Here is a 22194-nt window from a genome sequence, read left to right on the forward strand (position 1 = left end):
AATATGAAAAAAAATATAGTTATAATTTTCTTCCTGATATTTACATTGATCTCTTGTAATAAAAAAACTGTCATTGATAAAGAAATAGAAAGTTTAGAAATCAGACCTACGAATTTTACTAATATAGATACGGTATTTTATAAAAATCATAACATAAAATCTTTACGATTAATCACAACGCCAACTGAATATATCGATATATCTTTTTATGAGACTGGAAAGAAAAAATCAATTGGTCCTGTAAAAAATCATCAATGTCACGACAAATACATTGATTGGTATGAAAATGGTAAACTTAAATGGACAAGAGAGTACAATTACGGAAATCAAATTGGAAAAAGCATTGAATATTATGAAAATGGAAATTTTAAACAGCAATTTGATAATACAACAAATGAATCAACAACTTATTGGATAAATGGTAAGCCAAAATTAAAATTTATCGAAAATGGCTCGCATTATTATTTTTATCAGAGCGGCAGTTTAAAAGAAAAATTCGACCCAATTAATAAAGACGAATACTTCGTTAAATACTATGATGAAAACGGAGAAATTAAGTTTTCAGGAAAATACATACACAATTTATTATACAAGGAAAATAAAAAATTCGAAGGAAAAATAATTTGCTATTTCAAGAATGGTAAAATATCACATTTTGAAGAGGTTCTTGATGGAATTCCAGTTGGCAAATTCTATAGTTATTATGGAAATGGAATTTTAAAATTTGAAAGTAAAGTCGAAAATGGAAAAGAGCTTTACCACAAACAATATTACGAAAATGGAAAAATCTATTTTATCCGAGATGCTATCAAAAATACATTTACGCAATGGGATGAGAATGGAAAAAAAATAGAAGAAAACCTAGATTAAATTGTAACGTCAATTAGTTAAGTTATTGTACAATTTTCTTGGATTCTTATAATAATTTAAAGAAAATCACTTGATCCAATCACTTGATAATGAATCAAAAAACCGAATTTGATTATTATCGCAACATTACTTTTGGATTATAATTCCTGTTTTTTATAACAATTCTAGAAAAAAGCGTTAATTTAGTGTCCGCTTTTTCTAAAAAACTCAAGCTTTTTAAAGAAAAAATGTTTCAATTAAACCAAATGTTTATATGAAACCAGCTGCCCTAGCCCTGATGGGAGCGGCATCCTTTTGTGCCGGGGCTCGGCACAAAAGATATAGCGGACAGCAGGAAACAGCTCCTTCTTCCGAGTATGCTCAGGATGGCAATTACAGGGACAAAAAACATAAATAAAATAATAAATTAAAATACCTAAAATGAGATTAGAAGATTTTGATAATGATGAAGATAAAGTAATTCAGGATCGTTTGAAACAAAGAACGTGGAATGAAATTAAAACCAATGACAGCTGGGCAATTTTTAAGATTATGTCTGAGTTTGTAAATGGTTACGAAGCAATGGGGCGTATTGGCCCTTGTGTTTCTATTTTTGGATCGGCAAGAACAAAACCAGAGGATAAGTACTATCAATTGGCAGAAAAAATCGCTTATAAAATCAGTAAAGCAGGTTACGGTGTGATTACAGGAGGTGGTCCCGGAATTATGGAAGCTGGAAATAAAGGCGCGCATTTGGGCGGAGGAATTTCGGTTGGTTTAAATATCGAGCTTCCGTTTGAGCAGCATTTTAACCCTTATATTGATCATGATAAAAACTTGAATTTCGACTATTTCTTTGTGAGAAAAGTAATGTTCGTAAAATATTCGCAAGGTTTTGTGGTGATGCCAGGTGGTTTTGGAACTTTAGACGAAATGTTTGAAGCTATCACTTTGATTCAGACTAAGAAAATTGGAAAATTCCCGATTATTTTGGTTGGAGTTGAATTCTGGTCTGGCTTAATTGAATGGGTCAAAACTGTTTTGGTTGAAAAAATGCATACGGTAAGCCCAGAAGATTTGAATTTATTTAAAATTGTAGACACTGAAGATGAAGTTGTAGAGGCATTGGATAAATTCTACAAAAAGTACGATTTAAGCCCGAATTTCTAAATTTAATTTTCATATGCGAGATTGCATTTCGCTGTGAACATCATACTATTTATCGTTAAATTACGTAAAGTATCGTAAAAATTGAAAGCTGTTTTTTTAAACAGCTTTTTTTATACTATTTTTACAAAAATCCGAAACCGCAATATGTCCGTAATTTAAGTATGTCTGATAATTTTTAAGCCACTATTTGAAAGCACTTTATAAAATTATTTGCCTTGTTTTAGCTTTATCATTTTCGATAAAACTAACTGCACAACATCAATCTAAGATGGAAGTGGCGGTCAATCTCGAACTTAAAACACTAAACATAAAACAGGATCTTACGTATCACAATACTACAAACGATACTTTGGCTTCGATTGTTTTGAACGATTGGAATAATGCTTTTGCTGATAAAAACACGCCTCTTGCAAAACGTTTTTCTGATGAATTTTACAGAGGTTTTCATTTGGCAAAGGCTGCCGATAGAGGAAAAACGACAATTATTAACCTGACAGAAACTAATTTTTCGGCTCTAGAATGGGAAAGAAGCGCTCAGAATCCTGACTATATTATGGTTAAGCTGAATCGTAAACTACTTCCTAATGAAAAAATCGTTTTACATCTTAATTATATTGTAAAAATACCAAACGATAAATTCACCCATTTTGGTTTTGATCAAAATGGCGGCATGGCTCTTAAAAACTGGTTTATAAGTCCTGCCCGTTTTGAAAATGGCCTTTTTGTAAAGTATAACAATTTCAACCTTGATGATATTGCCAATGCAGTGAGTGATTATGAAGTTGAAATTAAAATTCCAAATTCACACTCCATTACTACCGATTTAAATTCGGTTTCAAAAGACACCAGCAATCACAGCTACACTATTTATTCTTTCTCAGGCAGAAACAGAACCGATTTTAGTCTTTATATAGAAAAACAAAATAGCTTTAGAACCTATGATAATGGTTCTGTACTGGTTGAGACCAATTTAAAAAATAAAAAAATAGACGAAATTCAGAAAGCTATTATCATTAATCGAGTGGTTTCTTATGCTGAAAAGTTTATTGGCAAATACCCGCACGAAAAAATAACCGTTTCTCAGATCGATTACGATAGAAATCCTTTTTACGGTTTAAATCAGTTGCCGTCTTTTATCAGTCCATTTCAGGATGATTTTATATTTGAAATTCAGTTTTTAAAGACTTTTCTAAATAATTATCTTAAAAACAGTCTTCGTTTAGATCCTAGAAAAGACAATTGGATTTATGACGGAATCCAGATTTATGCCATGATGAAGTATATGGAAGAACATCATCAGGACGAAAAAATGTTGGGAAGGCTTTCAAACATGAAGCTCTTTAAAAGTTACAATATCACGAATCTGACTTTTAACGAGCAATATAGCTATTACTATATGCTAATGGCTCGCAAAAACTTAGATCAGCCACTTGGTGATCCAAAAAACACATTAATAAAATTTAACGAACAAATTGCCAGTAAATATCGCGCCGGTTTGAGCTTGAGTTATTTAGATGACTATTTGAATCATGATATTGTTTCTAAAAGTGTCAAAGAATTTTACAATCTCAACCAATTTGGACAATCGAATCGTTATGATTTTGAGAAAATCTTAACCCAAAAAAGTTCAAAAAATATCGATTGGTTCTTTAAAACCATTATCGATTCGCGAGATATTATCGATTACAAATTTTCGAACGTTTCGAGAACTGCAGATAGCATTACGTTTTCGGTTAAAAATAAAACTGGCATCTACGCTCCTATTCCGATTTACGGAATTAAAAAGAAAGAAGTCGTATTTAAAGAATGGATCGAGCCTACTAAAAAAGATTCTGTTTATGAGTTCGGTCGTAAAAATGCAGATAAAATTGTAATTAATTATGACAATGAAGTTCCAGAATACAACCAAAGAAACAACTGGAAATCTCTTAAACATGTTGCGCTCAACCGTCCTCTTAAATTTAATTTTGCTAAAGATTTAGAAGACCCAGACTACAATCAGATTTTATACATTCCGACCTTAAACTATAATTACTATGATGGTATAACGCCTGGAATTCGTTTTCATAATAAAACCATTTTAGACAAGCCTTTTAATTTTGATATTAATCCGGCGTATTCTATAAAAGCAGGTACACTTTCTGGTTCGTCTGCTTTTTCATGGAATCAATATTATAGAAACAGTACCTTATATAATGTTCGATATTCTATTAGTCAAAATTATTATCATTACGCGCCCGATGCAACTTATTTAAGGTTAAATCCTATGGTGCAGTTTCGTATTCGAGAAAAAGATTTTAGAGATAATAGGAAACAGCTGTTTTTAGCTCGTCAGGTTATTGTAAATCGTGAAGCAAGCACCTACATTACAGATAATTCAAAACCAAACTATTCAATCTTTAACGTCCGTTACTCTAATACAAAAACAGAATTAATTGACCATTTTAGTTTTATGACTGATTTGCAATTCTCTAGCGGTTTTGGAAAAGCTTCTGGAGAAGCTGAATACAGAAGGCTATTTGAAAATAACAAAAAGCTAAATTTAAGACTATACGTTGGAACTTTCTTATACAACACAACAAATTCAGATTATTTTAGTTTTGGCTTAGACCGTCCAACAGATTATTTATTCGATTATAATTTATTCGGAAGATCAGAAAGCACGGGCTTTTTTAGCCAGCAGTATGTTATTGCTGAAGGAGGTTTCAAATCGCATCTAGAGCCTTCTTATGCCAATCAATGGATGACCACTTTAAATGCCAGTTACGCCATATGGAACTGGGTTGAAATTTACGGTGACATTGGTTTCTTAAAAAACAAGCACCAAAGCGAGTTCTTTGCTTACGATTCTGGAGTCCGTTTAAACTTGGTTCCTGACTACTTTGAACTCTATTTTCCTGTTTATTCTAATAATGGATGGGAAATATCACAGCCTAAATACAATGAAAAAATACGATTTATAATCACATTTTCGCCAAAAACGTTAGTTACTCTTTTTACCCGAAAATGGTTTTAATCAAATAAATTTTAAACAAAAACTTGCGAAATTATCAATAAAATTAAATTTCATATAAAAATAACACAAATAAAACACATAGTTTTTAGATTTGAATACAAATAATTAAATTATATTTAGTTCAAAGAATTATGATTATTGATTGTTTTTAAGTAATTTCGCGACATAAACAACATGACGCTACAAGATTATGATAAAAGAAAAAAGCAATACTACACTGACATTTGAAGATTTCAAAACTGAGGTATTGAATGACTATAGAATTGCGGTTACAAGCCGTGAATGTAGTCTTTTAGGTCGAAAAGAAGTGTTAACAGGAAAGGCTAAATTTGGAATTTTTGGTGACGGAAAAGAAGTTCCGCAGCTGGCAATGGCAAAAGCTTTTAAAAACGGAGATTTCCGTTCTGGATACTATCGCGATCAAACTTTTATGATGGCAATTGGTGAATTGAACGCAAGACAGTTTTTTGCCGGTTTATACGGTCATACTGATTTAGCTTTTGATCCGATGTCTGCTGGAAGGCAAATGGGGGGACACTTTGTAACGCACAGTTTAAACGAAGATGGTTCTTGGAAAGACTTAACCAAACAAAAAAATTCAAGTTCAGATATATCTCCAACAGCAGGACAAATGCCAAGATTACTTGGTTTGGCACAAGCTTCAAAAATTTACCGAGAGGTTGATGGAATAACAATTAAAGATAAATTTTCTGTTAACGGAAATGAAGTAGCTTGGGGAACTATTGGTAATGCAAGTACATCTGAAGGGTTGTTTTTTGAAACTATAAACGCTGCTGGAGTTCTACAAGTTCCAATGGTAATGAGTGTTTGGGATGATGAATACGGAATTTCTGTTCATGCTAGACATCAAACTACTAAAGAGAATATTTCTGAAATTTTAAAAGGATATCAGCGTGATGAAGATTCTAAAGGTTATGAAATCTTTAGAGTGAAAGGCTGGGATTATGCCGAACTGGTTTCTACTTATGAAAGAGCTGGAGCAATTGCGCGCGAAGAACATATTCCGGTTTTAATTCATGTTAACGAATTAACACAACCACAAGGTCACTCTACTTCTGGTTCTCACGAACGTTACAAAAATGCAGAGAGACTAGCTTGGGAAAGAGATTTTGACTGCATTCGTCAAATGCGTCTATGGATGATTGCAATTAATATTGCATCGCCAGAAGAATTGGCAGAAATTGATTTCGAATTGAAGAAAGAAGTTTTAGAAGCTAAAAAAGAGGCTTGGAATAACTTTATTAATCCAATTATTGAGGATCAAAAAAACCTTCTTGCCTTATTAGAACAAATTGCTGATGCTAGCATTAACCATAAAGATAGAATCAAGAAATTAATTTCTGAATTAAGCGCAATTAAAGCGCCTCTAAAGAAAGAATTATTGGTTTACGCTAGAAAGATTCTTCGTTTTATCGAAGTTCCAAATAGCAAAGTTCTTTTATCGAATTGGATTCAAGATTTTATAGCAGAAACTCAGGAAAAATTTAGCAGTAATTTACATTCTGAATCTTCTAAAAATGTATTTTCTGTACAACAGGTTCTTCCTAAATATGCTGAAAATGCAAAACCAGATTTAGACGGAAGAATGATTTTGCGTGATAACTTTGATGCTTTATTTGCAAAATATCCTGAAACTTTAATTTTCGGTGAAGATGTTGGAAACATCGGAGACGTAAATCAAGGTCTTGAAGGCATGCAGGAAAAATACGGAGAACTCCGTGTTGCCGATGTCGGAATTCGTGAAGCTACAATTATTGGTCAAGGAATCGGAATGGCTTTGAGAGGTTTACGTCCGATTGCTGAAATTCAGTATCTAGATTATTTATTGTACGCTATTCAGATCATGAGTGACGATTTAGCTACTTTACAATACAGAACGGTTGGAAAACAAAAAGCACCGTTAATTATTAGAACTCGTGGGCATCGCTTAGAAGGCATCTGGCATTCTGGTTCTCCAATGGGAATGATTATTAATGCCATTCGCGGAATTCACGTTTTGGTTCCAAGAGATATGACACAAGCAGCTGGTTTCTACAACACTTTGTTAGAATGTGATGAACCTGCTTTGGTTATTGAATGTTTGAACGGATATCGTTTAAAAGAAAAAACGCCACTGAATTTTGGTGAATTCAAAACGCCAATCGGAGTTGTAGAAACGCTAAGAGAAGGCTCTGATATTACTTTAGTGTCTTACGGATCAACTTTAAGGTTGGTTATGCAAGCAGCTAATGAATTGGCGGAAAAAGGAATTGAGTGTGAAGTTATTGATGTTCAATCTTTACTTCCGTTTGATATTAGCAAAGACATTGTAAAAAGTGTAGCCAAAACAAATCGTCTTTTAGTAATTGATGAAGATGTTCCTGGAGGAGCTTCAGCATTCATTTTACAGCAGATTTTAGAAGAACAAGATGCTTATAAACATTTGGATAGCAAACCACAAACTTTAGCTGCAAAAGCACACAGACCTGCATACGGAACTGATGGCGATTATTTCTCTAAACCTTCTGCAGAAGATATTTACGAAAAAATTTACGATATGATGCACGAAGTTAATCCTTCTAAATATCCTGCTTTATATCAGTAATTTAGATTGTTTTAGATATTAAAAAAAGCTCCAAATTCTTGGAGCTTTTTTAGTGTTTTTTATCTTTCTAATATTCTTTTTATTTCTTTATAATTAAGTATATCTTTAAAAAACGTGAAGGGAGCTCTACCTGTGGGTAAAGTATTTATCAATATTTTTTCTCTTGTAACTTTAATTATTGTTACCTTTTGCCCCCACGAAAATGAAGATGCGTCTGTATAAAACTCTAAAATTCCATCACCTTGACGAATTAAAATCCAATTATTTTTTTGCAATAATTTTCCAATTTCATCTGTAGAATAATCCTTTTTTAAAACCAACTCTTTAAATCGGCGTTCAATCTCAATTCTTAAAATAAAAAAAACAAAAATTACTAATCCCCACGATATAAGAAATGGCCCATCTCTTTCATAATTAGTGACACCAGCATAAATCAACAACAAGGGCATAAACAAAACAAAATAATTACTTATATAATTAAAATAACTAATTGGCCATCTCATCCTTTGAATCACATAATCTTTTGTCGTTTTATCCATACTTTAAATCCATTTAAATCTGCTTCCTCTCAACCATCAACAACTAACAATTAACTTAAATATCTCTCAGCATCGCTCTTGCTCTTTCCAAATCGTCAGCCGTATCAATTCCAATACCAACATGGGTCGTTTCGACCATTTTGATACGTTTTCCGAATTCCAAATATCTTAACTGCTCTAACTTCTCAGAAGCTTCTAAAGATTTCATTGGAAGACTGTAAAAGTCTAATAAAGCCTGTTTTCTAAATGCATAAATTCCGATGTGCTGAAAGTATCTCACTCCAACATTTTTCTCTCTTGGATAAGGAATTACAGATCTTGAAAAATACAATGCAAACTGCGACTGGTCTACCACCACTTTCACATTATTTGGATTATTGATTTCTTCTTCATCTGTGATTTCTCGCATTAAGGAAGCCAAATCAATCTTTTTATCTGAATCATTTTTAAAAACCGATAAAACCTGCTCTAATGGTCCTGCTTCTGTAAAAGGCTCATCACCTTGTACATTCACTACAATATCAACATCAAGGTTAGCAACTGCCTCTGCAATTCTATCACTTCCAGATTCATGTTCTTTAATGCTCATAATGGCTTTTCCTCCATTAGAAACAATTTCGTCAAAAATCAAATCAGAGTCGGTAACTACAAAAACATCATCGAACAATTTTGTCGAAACTGCTGCTTCATAGGTTCTTAATATTATCGTTTTACCTCCTAAATCCTGCATTAATTTTGCTGGAAAACGTGTAGAGGCATACCTTGCGGGAATTACTGCTATTACCTTCATTATTTTGTTTTACTGAGTTAAAAACTCAAAATTTAGTATTTAATATTCTGAAAATTTATTCCTGATTTTTTTCAGGCTTAACCTTTTGCAAATATGCAAAAATTACTTTTAAATTTTCCGTTTTCCTATTTCCGTGCAGAATACAAATACCACAAAAAATCAAACCGAAACGGTAACACGAAGATAAGTCGCAGGAATTAACGTTGAATTTTCATTACCCGTATTCTGTGTGTTAACTAAATCTTCAAGCTTAGCATACAATTCTGAAGCTTTCCCATTTTGCTCTGCCGCTTCAAAAGCATTCATTGTTGGACCATAGTAATTTTTTAATCGATCTAAAAAATCGGAAGGAGAAAATGTGGCTTTAAACATAAAGGTATCTCTATCAAAAGAAATATTTTCTTTAGAAACTCCAGCATTTGCAAATCTTTCGACAACATTGTCTTCAATACCCCAAAGCATCGGACTTACAAAACCTTCAGGAGGCGGGGGCGTAAATTCGGAACTAATTTTCAAAATTTGTGCAACCAATGTTGGATCTCCTGGAATCCAATTCCCCATCACAACTTTACCTCCAGACCTTGTAACACGAACCATTTCTTTAGCCACATCAAAAGGTTTAGGAGCAAACATTGCCCCAAAAATGCTCATCGAAATATCGAATGATTGATCTTTCAATTCATTCAAATCGGTTGCATCTCCTTCTTTAAATACAATATTACTAAGACCTTCGTTTTTAGCTCGAATATTACCCGCATTCACTAGATTTGTCGCTATATCAACGCCTAAAACATTGGCGCCTAATTTTGCTGAAGGTATTGCTGTTGTGCCATCGCCACAACCGAGATCTAAAACGTCTAGATTTTCTTTAATTCCAATTTTGGCAACCAATTCTGCACCGCTCTCTCTCATAGTTTCTGCAATGCGTGTAAAATCGCCCTTTTCCCATAATGCTTTGTTTGGATTCATCTTAATTTTATCAGTGATTATAGTGCTGATGCCGCACTTTTAATTAACTTTTTAAACGTCTCATCATCAGTCAATCATAAAGGCGTTTAAATCATTAATTACAAAAAAAACAATGGAAAAAGAGGAAGAAAAACAAAACTAATCAACTGACAAACAAATACTTAATAAAACAACAAACAAATTTAGACAAAAGATTTTAATATCTCACTGAATTTATTTCTAACATATTTTATAAACATCTAGATTTTAATCTCTTAGAATATTTTTACTTTTATAAGAAAAAACATGAAAAGAAACTTTACTTCACTCCTGCTCTATTTCTTTTTAATTCTAAGCTCTAATACTTTTTCTCAAAACAATACTTCTACTATTCTAAATGCATTTTCCAGTCGTATTTTTTCAGGAAAGGGATATCAGCCCATTCAAAGTTTAAAATGGAAATTCAAGACTGAAGGTAAAATCTTTTCTTCTCCAATTGTTCAAAACGGTATTGTTTACATTGGCAGTGAAGACGGCTATTTTTATGCTGTTGATGAAAAATCAGGAAACTCAAAATGGAAATTTAAAACCAATGGAGCTATTCATACTTCGGCAAGTATTTATAATGATATTATTTATTTCGGAAGTTTTGACGGCTATTATTATGCTTTAAACTCAAAAACAGGAAAAGAAATCTGGCGCTTTAAAACCAAAGGCGAACATTGGTACAGCGAAGTTGGAATGTGGGGAATGAAACCAAGCGATTTACTGATGGCAGATTTATGGGATTTTTACCTTTCGACACCCGTTATCCATTTGGATCATAAATCGGCATTAGCAATATTTGGAAGCAGCGATGGAAACCTTTATGCTGTTGACGCTAAAAACGGAAGTATAAAATGGAATTTTCAAACCAAAGCTCCTATACACAGTACTCCTATTTTAGAAAACAACACGGTTTATTTTGGTGGATGGGATGGCATTTTTTATGCACTAGATAGCAAAACAGGAAAGGAAAAATGGAAGTTCTCGACTGAAATCAAAACAGGATTTACTGGAATTCAAGCTTCTGCTGCCGTTTCTGACGGAATAGTTTATTTTGGCGCACGAGATCCGTATTTCTTCGCACTTGATGCAGAAACTGGAAAATTAATATGGAAATACAATGTCGAAAACTCGTGGATTTTGAGTTCGGCTGTTGTTAAAGACAATACGGTTTATGTTGGGACTTCAGACACTTATGCTTTATTGGCATTGGATGCAAAAACAGGAAAAGAAAAATACCGTTTTAAAGGAAACGGATATGTATACTCGTCACCTGCAATTGCTGGAAATACTATTTACTTTGCTGATTTTTCAGGAAATTTCTTTGACTTAAATCTTCTTTCTGATGGAAAAGAATCGCATACAATTCCAACCGAAAATAGAACTAAATATGCTGCAGACATTCTAAATAACAATCAGCTAGATTTTGTTTTTGCAGCCAAACAAGCAGACCTATCTCTTTATGCCGAAAACAAAAAAGTTATGGACGAATTTTATAAATTAGGCTCAATTGTTTCTTCTCCATTCATCAGCAATGATGTTATTTTCTACGGAAGTGTAGATGGATATCTGTATGCTTATGATTTGAAAAAAGAAAAATAATCTCTGCGAATCTCTGCGAAACCTTTGTGAATCTTTGCGGTATAACCGATTTCACAGAGGCCTTCAAAGGCTTCGCAGAGATTCGAAAAATATATTACATCAGTTTTACTGAAGTCATGCTCAAAGAACCCGCCAGTAATTTATCATTAAATAGACTTAAATTATCTGTTCTATCTTTTAAACCTAACGTATACAATAACGGAAGATAATGTTCTGGAGTTGGAACTGCCAATTGAATGGCTTTATTCATTTTTTCGAAATCAATTAAAGGTTGGAAATTTCCATCTAATAAATAATTATTTACCGTTTCACGGGCTTCAATTGCCCAATCGTAGCCGTAATTATCTTTGTCAAAATTTCTAAAATCAACCATTCTAAGATTATGAACAATATTACCGCTCCCGATAATTAAAACGCCTTTATAACGCAATGCCTGCAGTTTCTGAGCCAATTCAAAATGGTATTGGCCCGATTTGGTATAATCGATACTTAGCTGAATTACGGGAACATCCGCATTTGGATACAAATGTTTAATGACGCTCCAAGCACCATGATCCAATCCCCAATGTTCGTCTAATTCGACCATAACTGGATCTAGTATTTTTTTAGTTTCAACTGCTAATTCCGGACTGCCTTTTGCTGGATATTGAACATCAAAAAGTGCCTGCGGAAAACCGCCAAAATCATGAATGGTCCTTGGCATTTCCATCGCGGTTACTTTTGTTCCTTTGGTAAACCAATGCGCCGAAACGCATAATATTGCATTAGGCTGTGGCAATGTTTTAGCCAGATTACGAAAACCAGCCACAAACTGATTTTCTTCAATAGCATTCATCGGGCTACCATGTCCTAAAAATAGAACTGGCATTTTATCGGTATTCGAAAACGTTGATGAAATCGAATGTAAGTCGTTTAGTGTTGTCATTGTCTTGAAATTTTTTCCGCCACGAATTCACGAATTTTATTTTAAAACCTTTCCCTATTCTCTATAACTCGGATCGTGGCTAATAAAAACTATTCCACGAAACTTTCGTCTTTAAATCCTATCAAATATAGTTTATTTTTGGCACGTGTCATAGCAGTATAAAGCCATCTAATATAATCTGTATCAATGCCGTTTGGCAAAAATGGCTGTTCGATAAAAACCGTATTCCACTGCCCTCCTTGCGATTTATGACACGTTATAGCATAAGAGAATTTTACCTGCAATCCGTTAAAATATTCGTTTTCTTTAACCTTCTGAAATCTTTTGTATTTAGTTGGTTCATCTTCATAATCTTTCATCACTTCTTCATACAAACGGTTCGATTCTTCATAAGTTAAAGAAGGCGATTCGCTTGTTAGAGTATCCAAAATCAGAACTGTTTCAAAAGGCTTTTGTTCGGGATAATCGACCATTCTGATTTTCACTTTGGCAAACTTAAATCCGTACAATTCTTTGATTCCGAAAAGTTCTAAAACTTCGATAATATCACCGTTGGCAATAAATCCAGCTTCGTCGGTTTCTTTCAGCCAGAAATAATTGTTTTTTACCACCATCAAGAAATCTCCAACCGAAAGTTCGCTTTCTTTAAATAAAATTCGGCTTCTAATCTGTTCATTATACTGATTGGCGCGTTTATTTGAACGAACAATAAAAGCGGTATCTTCTATACTATAATTGCTATATGCGGTATTAATTGCGTCCTGAATATCGTAACCATCGGTCAGTCGAACGATATCTTTGAACTTTTTTACATTGAATTTGAATTCCGTAATAAAACTCTCTTTCAGCAACTCGCGTAACTCTGTAGCATTATATAAAATCCCAGAGCTTTCTTCCTGACGCATTACTTCGTCTAATTCGATATGTTCGATTTCCTTATCGTAATGAATTCCCAAAGTTTGAATATCAAGCGCCGGACTAATATCTAGATTGACAGGAGGCAGCTGCGCCGTATCTCCTAAAAGAATCATTTTGCAATTGCTTCCCGAATACACATAATTGATTAAATCGTCTAAAAGCGAACCACTGTCTAAAGTGCTATCTGAAATCATCGAAGCTTCATCGACGATAAAAATGGTGTTCTTATGTTTGTTGACTTGCTTGGTAAAAGCTACTCCTCCGCCAGAAGATTTCTTTGGAAAATAGATCTTTTTATGAATTGTAAATGCTGGATTATTCGAATAATTGGCAATTACTTTTGCCGCACGCCCAGTTGGAGCTAGCAAAACATATTTTTTATTGATGTCGCTAAGATTATTAACAATAGTAGAAATAACGGTAGTTTTTCCCGTTCCAGCATATCCTTTCAAAACAAAAATCGTGTCGTTTTGAGGTTCGGTTAGGAAGATTGCAATTTTCTGAAAAAAAATATCCTGTTTGTAAGTTGGAGCAAAAGGAAATCGTTTTTGTAAAGTACCGTAAAACTGTGCAGAATTCATAAAGTAATATTGAAATACAAAGTTCGCTTTTTTTAATGGCAATGGCAAAAATCAATTTCAATGTCAATTTCAAATTTCAATAACAATTTCAATACCCAAAATACAAATTGAGAAACCATATAAGTCATATAAGTTAATATAATCTAGAAACCAAAATTTAAATGAACTTATATAACTTATATGGTTCAAAAACAGCAAACTAAACTTTTTCTTAACCTTGTTTTAAACTTAAATCCAAATTGTTTTTTGAAATTGCAATTATAATTGTTCCTTTTTAATTTGTAAGTTTGTGGTCGCTTAAATTCTTTCTTGATTTAAAACAGGTAACGAATTGTAAATCAACTATGTCATTACAAAACACTAACATTACTTCAAAAAATTACAGAAAACTTTCTATTCAGGTTTCTCTGACTGGATTCTCCTATTGCTGTTTTGATACTCTAAATAATATCATTACTTCATTCAAAGAAATAAAGTTTGATACTGCTGGCAAAACCGCTCGAATTGAAGATCTATTCAGCGATGCTTTCAAGAATAATCCTGAATTAAAAAACACTTATGATGAAGTAATGGTTATTCACAATAATAACCTTTCAACTTTTGTTCCGACTGCTTTGTTTGATGAGAATTATTTAGGAAGTTATTTGCAATATACGACGAAAGTATTTGAAACGGATCATTTTACCTTTGATCAAATTCCTAATTATCAGATGAATTCGGTTTATATTCCGTTTGTGAATATCAACAATTTCTTGATCGATAACGTAGGTTCTTTTGATTACAAACACGCGAACAGCATTTTGGTCGAAAAAATCTTGGACAGCTCCAGAAACAACGACGATAAGAAAATGATCGTCAATTTTAATCCAGGTAATTTTGAAATTATCGTGGTGCAGAATCAAAAACTTTTGCTGTTTAATTCCTTCGAATACAATACTCCGGAAGATTTTATCTATTATATTTTATTCACGGCAGAACAAATGAGCATGAATCCTGAAAGTTTCAAACTGGAATTTTTAGGAACCATTACAGAAAACGATCCGTTTTATGCTCTAGCTTACAAATATGTACGCCATATTTCTTTCATGGATGTTTCAAAACTGAAAGAAAGAAATAGCTTTACAACAGCTCAAAATCAAAAACATTATATCTTATTTCAATCATGAGAATCATTTCAGGAAAATATAAAGGACGCAGAATTTTTCCGCCAAAAAATCTACCTGTGAGACCAACGACTGATATGAGTAAAGAAGCATTATTTAATGTTTTGAATAATCATTTTAGTTTTGACAGTTTAAAAGTTTTAGATCTTTTTTCGGGAACAGGAAACATCAGTTATGAATTTGCTTCACGCGGAAGCGCGCCTATCACTTCAGTTGATGGTGATTTTGGATGCGTTAAATTTATCAAACAAGTGTCATCAGAATATGATTTTGATATTGCGGCAACCAAAAGCGATGTTTTTAAATTTTTAGAAAACTGCAAAACTACTTACGATATTATCTTCGCAGATCCGCCTTACGGATTGGATCAGGCGACTTTTGAAAAAATTGTTCTAACCGTTTTCGAAAGAGATTTATTGGAAGAAGACGGAATGATGATTATTGAACATTCTAAATATACAAAGCTCGATCACATGATTAATTTTTCTTTCCAGAAAAGTTATGGCGGTTCTTATTTTAGTTTCTTCGAACTAAATTCTACCGACGACGATGAAGAATTGCCTCATGATGATTCTAAAAAAGAATCTGAAGAAGATGAAGGGTAATTTTTTTTAAAATTCCAATATTTGAAATTCCAAATTCCAATTTTCTCCGTGATGTAGAGATTGGAATTTGGAATTTCTATTTTTGGAATTTTCCTTTTTTTGGGTTGGAATTTGGAATTTAAAAAATTGGAATTTAATTATTATCTGATTCTGTTTTCACTTTCATTCACACTTTTCTGTTTAAACTCTGAATCTTTTATTTTTCCGAAAGAATAACGAACAGCAATAGAAATCTCATTAGCATCAACAAAATATTTAAACTTTGAATGGATATTATTCACGGTAAAGCGATCTGTATAACTTGTCGCTTTAAAAATATCATTGTAGTTTAAGGTGCAATTCCAGTTTTTCCCAAATGCTTTTGCCAGCGATAAATCGACTATAAAATTGGCCTTACGTTCAAAAATTCCATCGTTTTGTTTGGTTGCTCCCCAAAAAGATAAAACGACAGTAAAGTCTTTAGGCAATTTGAAAGTATTGTTGGAGTAATAATACAAATACGGTTTTGAAGGATGCACAAGTGCTGTATAATCTTCAACTTTACTTTTTACAAAAACTAGTGAATTTGCTGTTGTCCAGAATTTATAGGTAAACGGAAGGGTGAAATCTATCGTAAAGCCCGTTTCTCTTTTAAAATTAATGTCGGTGATCATTAATACATTGGTTTGCTCATTAAATACAAAACTCGGATTGGTTACGTCTTTGGTCTGATAATAACTTAATTTTAAAGTTTTGTCGTGATACTGAAATGAGCTTGAAAGTTCGTCTACAAATGATGGACCTAAATTTATACTGCTCCCATATAAAAAATACGGATTTATATACGTTGCAATTTGACTTAAAGACGAATAATTAGGCCTCACGATGCTTTTTGAATAATTTACATTGATGCTTTTTGTACTGTCAATAGGAATTGTAAGATCAGCTTTAGGGAACAGATTGGTGTAGTTTTTATCTATAGAAGGCAAAGCTTGCGTTTTAAACTTGGAGTACACATTGGTGTTTTCAGCTCTTAATCCGAATGAAAAATCGATTTTTTTCACCTTTCCCGAAAACTGAACATAAGCAGCAAGGTTTTCTTCTTTAAAATCATAATCAGAAACTTGGCTTTTACTTTCTACAAAATCAAAGATATCAGCATTTGATTTTGATTTCGCTTTTAAATACAATCCTCCATATTCAAGAGTCATTTCATTTTTGAACTTTTTCTCCAAATCGATCCTTCCGGAAAAAACATCAACATTAAATTTCTGATCCCGGTTTTGAGACAATTGAAAATCTGTTTCATTAAAATTATTTTGCACCAAACTCAACAAATGCTGATTGTAGTTGGATCCCTGAAAACCAACAAACAGCGTAGTATTTATCGCTTTTATTTTCTTCGAATAATTGATAAATGAATTCATGAAATTCTTAGAACTCGAATTTTCGCTAAAAGTAAAGACATTATTTATCTGATTCTGATTTTGATTAAAAGTAAAAGTGTTGATATCGAAAGTATCATTTCGCATCTTGCCATTTATATTAACCGACAAATAATCTTCTTCGTTTATTTTATAAAAAACTCCCCCTCCAAAAACATATTCCTTTACATCCGAATTTGCTGTCACATCATAATTGGAGACTATAGATGCCTTCGGGATTTCATATTCTAAACTATGATTTTCCCACGGATTTCGTAGATTGTAATTAAAATTGGCCTTCCATTCTAATTTATCTTTTTTAAAGCTAGAATTAAATCCCAAATAATTATTGTAATTTCTTTTAAAAGATGCGACTTCAGAAATCTCCGTTTTAAAACTATCTTTTTTACTTACTTTTCTAGTAATCAAAATAACAGCTCGACCTTCGGCTTCGTATTTAGAAGACGGATTTTTAATAATTTCTATTGTTTTAATATCGGCAACAGATAAAGCATTTAAATCGCTTATAGTTCCTTTTTGACCGTCTATATAAATTAACGGATTTCCTTTTCCCACAATCGAAATACTTTCTCGATCACTACTTATTTGAACCGATGGCAGTTTTGAAAGCAAATCAATCGGATTTGGAATTGTACTGTAAACCGAATTGGCAACGTCAACCTTTACATTTCCGTTTGAGTTAGTAAACATCTTTTTTTCCTGACTGATTACGACCTCATTTAATTCATTTGAAATAGAATCCTTTGGTGTTTCATTCTGAGCGTTTGCGATAAGTGAGAGACAGAAAAGCATAATTGCGAGAAGAAGTTTTAATGGCAGATAAAGATTCATTTAAAGTTTTTTTTAATTAATGAAAGCGCAAAAATGCTTTGAAAAAACTGTTGCGAAAGTTAATCGTAGGTTAATGCAAGGTTAATCTGCTATTTGTTTGCTAAAAACTGTATTTTTGGAACATCATTTCAAACCAATATGAAACAAAGAATCAATTTATTAATAGGATTTTCTGTCGTAGCGCTATTTGTGCTTATGACCGTACAATGCTATTTAGTAAAGACAGCTTACGAATATAAAGTAGCGCAGTTTCATACGCAGATTAAAAACGAAATTGCTCAAATTACCAATAATTACAGCGATATCGATTCGGCTTTGGTTTCTAGAAAAGAAATGCTTTACAAAAGCCTTTCAGAAAAATACATGAAAGGGAAAAAAAGTAAATTAGACCTTAAAAATGGCATTTTAAATACGCAAACTCAAAATATAATAACTCAAAAAATCAAGCGAAAATTCGAAAAAGATTTACCCGATTTTAAAATTGATTTTGCCATTGTTCTAAACAAATTTATTCTTTACAAAAACGAACAAGAAGCTGATACTATTTTCTCTGAAAAACCTTTTATCCAAAATAAATTGTATGGAAATCTGGCTTCTTTAAATCATGCCTTTTTAGTAAGAAGTTATGTTGGAACAACAAACGGCACTTTTGAAAATGAGGAATATAAATTATTGACAGAAGATTCGATGTACGTTTCTGTAATAGATTGGGAAATGATTATTCTAAGAAGAATGACGTTTATCCTGATTCTTTCCTTATTCTCGATTGCTACATTAATCAGCCTATTCGTAATTGCAATTAGGGCTTTAATTAAACAGAAAAAAGTAAGCGACGTTAAAACCGATTTCATTAATAATATTACGCACGAACTGAAAACTCCATTGGCAACTTTGGGGATTTCGACAAAGATTTTAGCGCAGAAAAACATTCGTGACAACGACGAAAATTTCAATTCGATTGTAAACACCATTTCACGCCAGAATAATCGTCTTCAGAATCTGATTGATCAGGTTATGGCAAATTCTTTGGCTGAAAACGAAATTGAATTGCAAAAAGAAAAAATAGAAGCCGAAGATTTTCTGCTTTCTATTGTTAATGATTTTAAAATTACTTTTCCTAAAATCAATCTTAAAACCGATTTTCAGACTGAGAAAACTATTTTAGTTTTAGATAAATTTCATTTGACAACTGCTTTCTTAAATGTTCTCGAAAATGCTGTAAAATATGGATCAAACACCATTATAGTAAAAACAAAAATTGTCGAAAAACAATTTTCAATAAGTTTTGAAGATGATGGAATTGGGATTGCGAAAAACAAACAAGCGTTTCTTTTCGATAAATTTTACCGAGTAGAACAAGGAAATCTTCATAACACAAAAGGTTTAGGTTTAGGATTGTATTATGTTGACCAAATCGTAAAAGCGCATCAGGGCTCTGTAAACGTTATTAGCGATTTAGGAAAAGGAACTCAGTTTACTATTTTATTAAAAGTTTAATCCCTTTATTTTGAAAAGAGTATTATTAGCCGAAGACGATTATGACTTTGCGGCGATTTTAAAACAATATCTAGAATTGCATCAATTTGAAGTAATCTGGGCAGAAAACGGCGAAATAGCTTTGGACTATTTTAAAAACCAGACTTTTGATATTTGTATTTTTGATGTAATGATGCCCAAAATGGACGGATTTTCATTGGCTGAAAAAATAATCACCATTAATCCCGAAATTCCATTTATTTTTCTCACGGCAAGAAAGCTAAAAGAAGATAAAATCATTGGTCTAAAACTTGGCGCAGACGATTATATCGTAAAGCCTTTTGAAGTTGACGAACTGGTTCTTCGTTTACAGAATATTCTAAAAAGAATTGAACAAAAGAGAAGTCTTGACGGAAATAACATAATCGAAATTGGTTCGTATGTTTTTGATAACGAACGTTTAACGCTCAATAATAAAAACCATGTTCAGCAACTTACAGAAATGGAAGCTTCTCTTATTGAATACTTATATCTCAACCATAATCAGTTATTAAAAAGAGATCAGATTTTAATGTCGGTCTGGAAAAAAGACGATTATTTTTCAGGACGAAGCATGGATGTTTTTATCAGCAGACTTAGAAAATATTTTAATTCAGATCCGAAAATCAAGATTGAAAGTGTTCGTAATATCGGATTGGAATTTAAAATAGAAAAATAGTATCCTGCGAATCATATAATTTTTCATAAGCAATTGTATAACAGCAATTCACTCGTCAGAATTTAACTTTGTTAGAGAACTTTTAAATCTAACAATCATGAACCTAAAAAGATTTTTCGGTGGGTTGCTTACAATCCTCGGAATTATAGGACTTATTTATACAGCCGTCATTTTTGCTGGCACATCTGGAGAAACCAGAGATATAAAATCACTTATTATTTACGGAATATTAGGAATTGTCTTTTTCATGTCGGGCATTAGTCTGGTGCGAACTACGAAAGACGAATCTTAAAAAAAGGACAAAGGTGCAAAGTCACAGAGATACAAAGTTTTAATTACTTTGTCACTTTGAACCTTTGCACCTTTGAACCTAAATAATCATTCTGAAGCAGAATTGCTTAAATCCAATTCTGTGAAATCTCTTTCTGTTTTGGAAATTATTATCGTTGCGACTGTGTTTCCTATTAAATTGGTGATGGCTCTCGCTTCACTCATAAATTTATCTACTCCCAATAAAAAAGCTAATCCTTCAACAGGAATCTTGTGCAATGCCGTTAAAGTTGATGCTAAAACTATAAATCCGCTTCCTGTCACGCCTGCTGCGCCTTTTGAAGTAATCATTAAAATTCCGATAACGGTCATGATTTCGAAAAAGGTTAAATGCACGTCGTACAATTGCGCAATAAAAAGCACCGACATCGAAAGATAAATTGAAGTCCCATCTAGATTAAAAGAATAACCTGTCGGAATAACCAATCCTACAACCGATTTACTGCAACCCATTCTTTCCAATTTTACCATGATACTTGGCAAAGCAGCTTCAGAAGACGAAGTTCCTAAAACCAGTAAAAGTTCTTCTTTAATATATTTCAAAATCGAAAGAATACTTATTTTATAATATCTCAAGATGCTTCCTAGAACTAAAAAGACAAAAAGCGCCATAGTCAAATACACACAAAGCATTAGTTTTCCAAGCGGAATCAAAGTCGCGAGACCGAATTTACCAATTGTATAAGCCATTCCGCCAAAAGCACCAATTGGAGCGAGGTACATTACATATTTTAAACCAAAGAAAACAACTTTTGAAAATCGTTCTAAAACCAAAATGGTCTGTTCTCTCTTTTGATAAAAATTAAGAGCGATTCCGCAAATGATAGCCGCTAGTAGAACCTGCAGCGTAAAATTGGACAAGAAAAACTGCAGCCAAGAAAAATGCTCTGAAGCACCTTTTGTATACTGGCTGGCATCTCCAAATGTCAAACCCGATTTATCAATTTTTCCTGGTTTAAAGATGTAAGCAACTGCGACACCAATTGCGAGAGCAACAGTTGAAACTACTTCAAAATAAGTTAAAGCTTTAACGCCAATTCGTCCTACTTTTTTTAAGTTCCCCATTCCAGAAATCCCTAAAACAATGGTCAGGAAAATAATTGGGCCAATAAAAAGAGAAATAAGCTGAATAAACTTCTTTCCTAGAAATTCCATTTTTATACCATTTTCGGGAGAAAAATGTCCAAGTAAAATACCCGAAATAATAGCAATTAAAACCCAAAAAGTAAGATTGGTTACAACGGTTCTAAAAAGACTTTTTTTAGATTTAGGAGAAGAATTTGGAGTGGTAATATTCATGAAAATAAGTTAGATAGTTCACAAATATATAAAAAATGCAGACCTATAAGCCGGATTCTGTTCTTGTCTCATTTTGCAACGATACAATACCTTATCATTTATCTAGATTCCGAATTACTTCGAAACTCAATCTACCTACCCTTCGACAACGGACGAGAAGCCCTTAAATGCCGATATACTTGGTATTTCACCGCATAGAGTTTACCTGGTTTCACTACAGCATTACCTGTACATACTTTCTGCTGCACTTGTCCTAATCCCTTTCGGAACCGACGGGCGTTACCCGCTATGCTTCTCTGTGGTGTCCGGACTTTCCTCCCTTCCAATAAATCGGAACGACGATAAGGCGGTCTGCGCTGC

17 protein-coding genes and 1 other RNA gene are annotated in these 22194 nt (G+C 32.9%); 10 read left to right on the forward strand and 8 right to left on the reverse strand.

Annotation, left to right across the window (positions count from 1 at the left end):
• Window positions 1-3: 3 nt before the first annotated feature.
• The 4 genes from M0M44_RS20850 (at window position 4) to M0M44_RS20865 (ending at window position 7640) form a co-directional block, all read left to right on the forward strand.
• The gene (locus M0M44_RS20850; RefSeq protein WP_248727452.1) at window positions 4-870 is read left to right on the forward strand and encodes a toxin-antitoxin system YwqK family antitoxin; all 867 of its coding nucleotides are present in this window, start codon (window positions 4-6) and stop codon (window positions 868-870) included.
• Between the two features lie 420 nt (window positions 871-1290).
• Window positions 1291-2019 (forward strand): LOG family protein, encoded by a 729-nt coding sequence (locus tag M0M44_RS20855; protein WP_095931557.1) that lies wholly within the window; start codon window positions 1291-1293, stop codon window positions 2017-2019.
• A 268-nt stretch (window positions 2020-2287) separates the two neighbouring features.
• Window positions 2288-5035, forward strand: coding sequence for a gluzincin family metallopeptidase (locus tag M0M44_RS20860; RefSeq protein WP_248730022.1), 2748 nt, complete (start codon window positions 2288-2290; stop codon window positions 5033-5035).
• Window positions 5036-5225: 190 nt separating this feature from the next.
• Complete coding sequence (locus M0M44_RS20865; RefSeq protein ID WP_248727453.1) at window positions 5226-7640, forward strand: alpha-ketoacid dehydrogenase subunit alpha/beta; 2415 nt, start codon at window positions 5226-5228, stop codon at window positions 7638-7640.
• 59 nt (window positions 7641-7699) lie between these two features.
• Here the strand turns inward: M0M44_RS20865 and M0M44_RS20870 are convergent, their stop codons facing one another.
• The 3 genes from M0M44_RS20870 to M0M44_RS20880 all read right to left on the reverse strand — a co-directional run bounded on the left by M0M44_RS20870 (window position 7700) and on the right by M0M44_RS20880 (window position 9938).
• Window positions 7700-8179: a hypothetical protein gene (locus tag M0M44_RS20870; RefSeq protein ID WP_248727454.1), complete on the reverse strand. Its 480-nt coding sequence runs from the start codon at window positions 8177-8179 to the stop codon at window positions 7700-7702.
• A 55-nt stretch (window positions 8180-8234) separates the two neighbouring features.
• A complete protein-coding gene (gene kdsB / locus M0M44_RS20875; RefSeq protein WP_248727455.1) occupies window positions 8235-8969 on the reverse strand; it encodes a 3-deoxy-manno-octulosonate cytidylyltransferase in 735 nt (244 codons plus the stop codon).
• Between the two features lie 159 nt (window positions 8970-9128).
• Window positions 9129-9938 (reverse strand): class I SAM-dependent methyltransferase, encoded by an 810-nt coding sequence (locus M0M44_RS20880; protein WP_248727456.1) that lies wholly within the window; start codon window positions 9936-9938, stop codon window positions 9129-9131.
• A gap of 285 nt (window positions 9939-10223) precedes the next feature.
• On the opposite strand from M0M44_RS20880, the gene M0M44_RS20885 reads away from it, so the two are divergent.
• Window positions 10224-11564, forward strand: coding sequence for an outer membrane protein assembly factor BamB family protein (locus M0M44_RS20885; RefSeq protein WP_248727457.1), 1341 nt, complete (start codon window positions 10224-10226; stop codon window positions 11562-11564).
• 94 nt (window positions 11565-11658) lie between these two features.
• On the opposite strand, the gene ygiD is transcribed toward M0M44_RS20885, so the two are convergent.
• Both ygiD and M0M44_RS20895 read right to left on the reverse strand, forming a co-directional pair.
• A complete protein-coding gene (gene ygiD / locus M0M44_RS20890; RefSeq protein ID WP_248727458.1) occupies window positions 11659-12489 on the reverse strand; it encodes a 4,5-DOPA-extradiol-dioxygenase in 831 nt (276 codons plus the stop codon).
• 89 nt (window positions 12490-12578) lie between these two features.
• Window positions 12579-13988, reverse strand: coding sequence for an ATP-dependent DNA helicase (locus tag M0M44_RS20895; RefSeq protein ID WP_248727459.1), 1410 nt, complete (start codon window positions 13986-13988; stop codon window positions 12579-12581).
• Between the two features lie 344 nt (window positions 13989-14332).
• On the opposite strand from M0M44_RS20895, the gene M0M44_RS20900 reads away from it, so the two are divergent.
• A complete protein-coding gene (locus tag M0M44_RS20900) occupies window positions 14333-15154 on the forward strand; it encodes a DUF3822 family protein (RefSeq protein ID WP_248727460.1) in 822 nt (273 codons plus the stop codon).
• Window positions 15151-15756, forward strand: a complete 606-nt coding sequence (locus tag M0M44_RS20905) for an RsmD family RNA methyltransferase (protein ID WP_248727461.1) — start codon at window positions 15151-15153, stop codon at window positions 15754-15756. The genes M0M44_RS20900 and M0M44_RS20905 overlap by 4 nt, the downstream gene beginning before the upstream one ends.
• Before the next feature lie 140 nt (window positions 15757-15896).
• Here M0M44_RS20905 and M0M44_RS20910 read toward each other — a convergent pair whose 3' ends face one another.
• Complete coding sequence (locus tag M0M44_RS20910; RefSeq protein ID WP_248727462.1) at window positions 15897-18011, reverse strand: outer membrane beta-barrel family protein; 2115 nt, start codon at window positions 18009-18011, stop codon at window positions 15897-15899.
• A 138-nt stretch (window positions 18012-18149) separates the two neighbouring features.
• On the opposite strand from M0M44_RS20910, the gene M0M44_RS20915 reads away from it, so the two are divergent.
• The 3 genes from M0M44_RS20915 (at window position 18150) to M0M44_RS20925 (ending at window position 20497) form a co-directional block, all read left to right on the forward strand.
• Entirely contained in the window at window positions 18150-19508 is a 1359-nt protein-coding gene (locus tag M0M44_RS20915; protein WP_248727463.1) for a sensor histidine kinase, read from the forward strand.
• A 10-nt stretch (window positions 19509-19518) separates the two neighbouring features.
• Complete coding sequence (locus M0M44_RS20920) at window positions 19519-20205, forward strand: response regulator transcription factor (protein WP_248727464.1); 687 nt, start codon at window positions 19519-19521, stop codon at window positions 20203-20205.
• Between the two features lie 97 nt (window positions 20206-20302).
• The gene (locus M0M44_RS20925) at window positions 20303-20497 is read left to right on the forward strand and encodes a hypothetical protein (RefSeq protein ID WP_248727465.1); all 195 of its coding nucleotides are present in this window, start codon (window positions 20303-20305) and stop codon (window positions 20495-20497) included.
• An 86-nt stretch (window positions 20498-20583) separates the two neighbouring features.
• Here the strand turns inward: M0M44_RS20925 and M0M44_RS20930 are convergent, their stop codons facing one another.
• Complete coding sequence (locus M0M44_RS20930) at window positions 20584-21834, reverse strand: cation:dicarboxylate symporter family transporter (protein ID WP_248727466.1); 1251 nt, start codon at window positions 21832-21834, stop codon at window positions 20584-20586.
• A 30-nt stretch (window positions 21835-21864) separates the two neighbouring features.
• Window positions 21865-22192, reverse strand: an RNA gene (gene rnpB / locus M0M44_RS20935) — RNase P RNA component class A.
• Window positions 22193-22194 lie beyond the last annotated feature (2 nt).

The sequence above is a fragment of the Flavobacterium humidisoli genome (assembly GCF_023272795.1).
GTDB classification, from domain to species: Bacteria; Bacteroidota; Bacteroidia; order Flavobacteriales; family Flavobacteriaceae; genus Flavobacterium; species Flavobacterium humidisoli.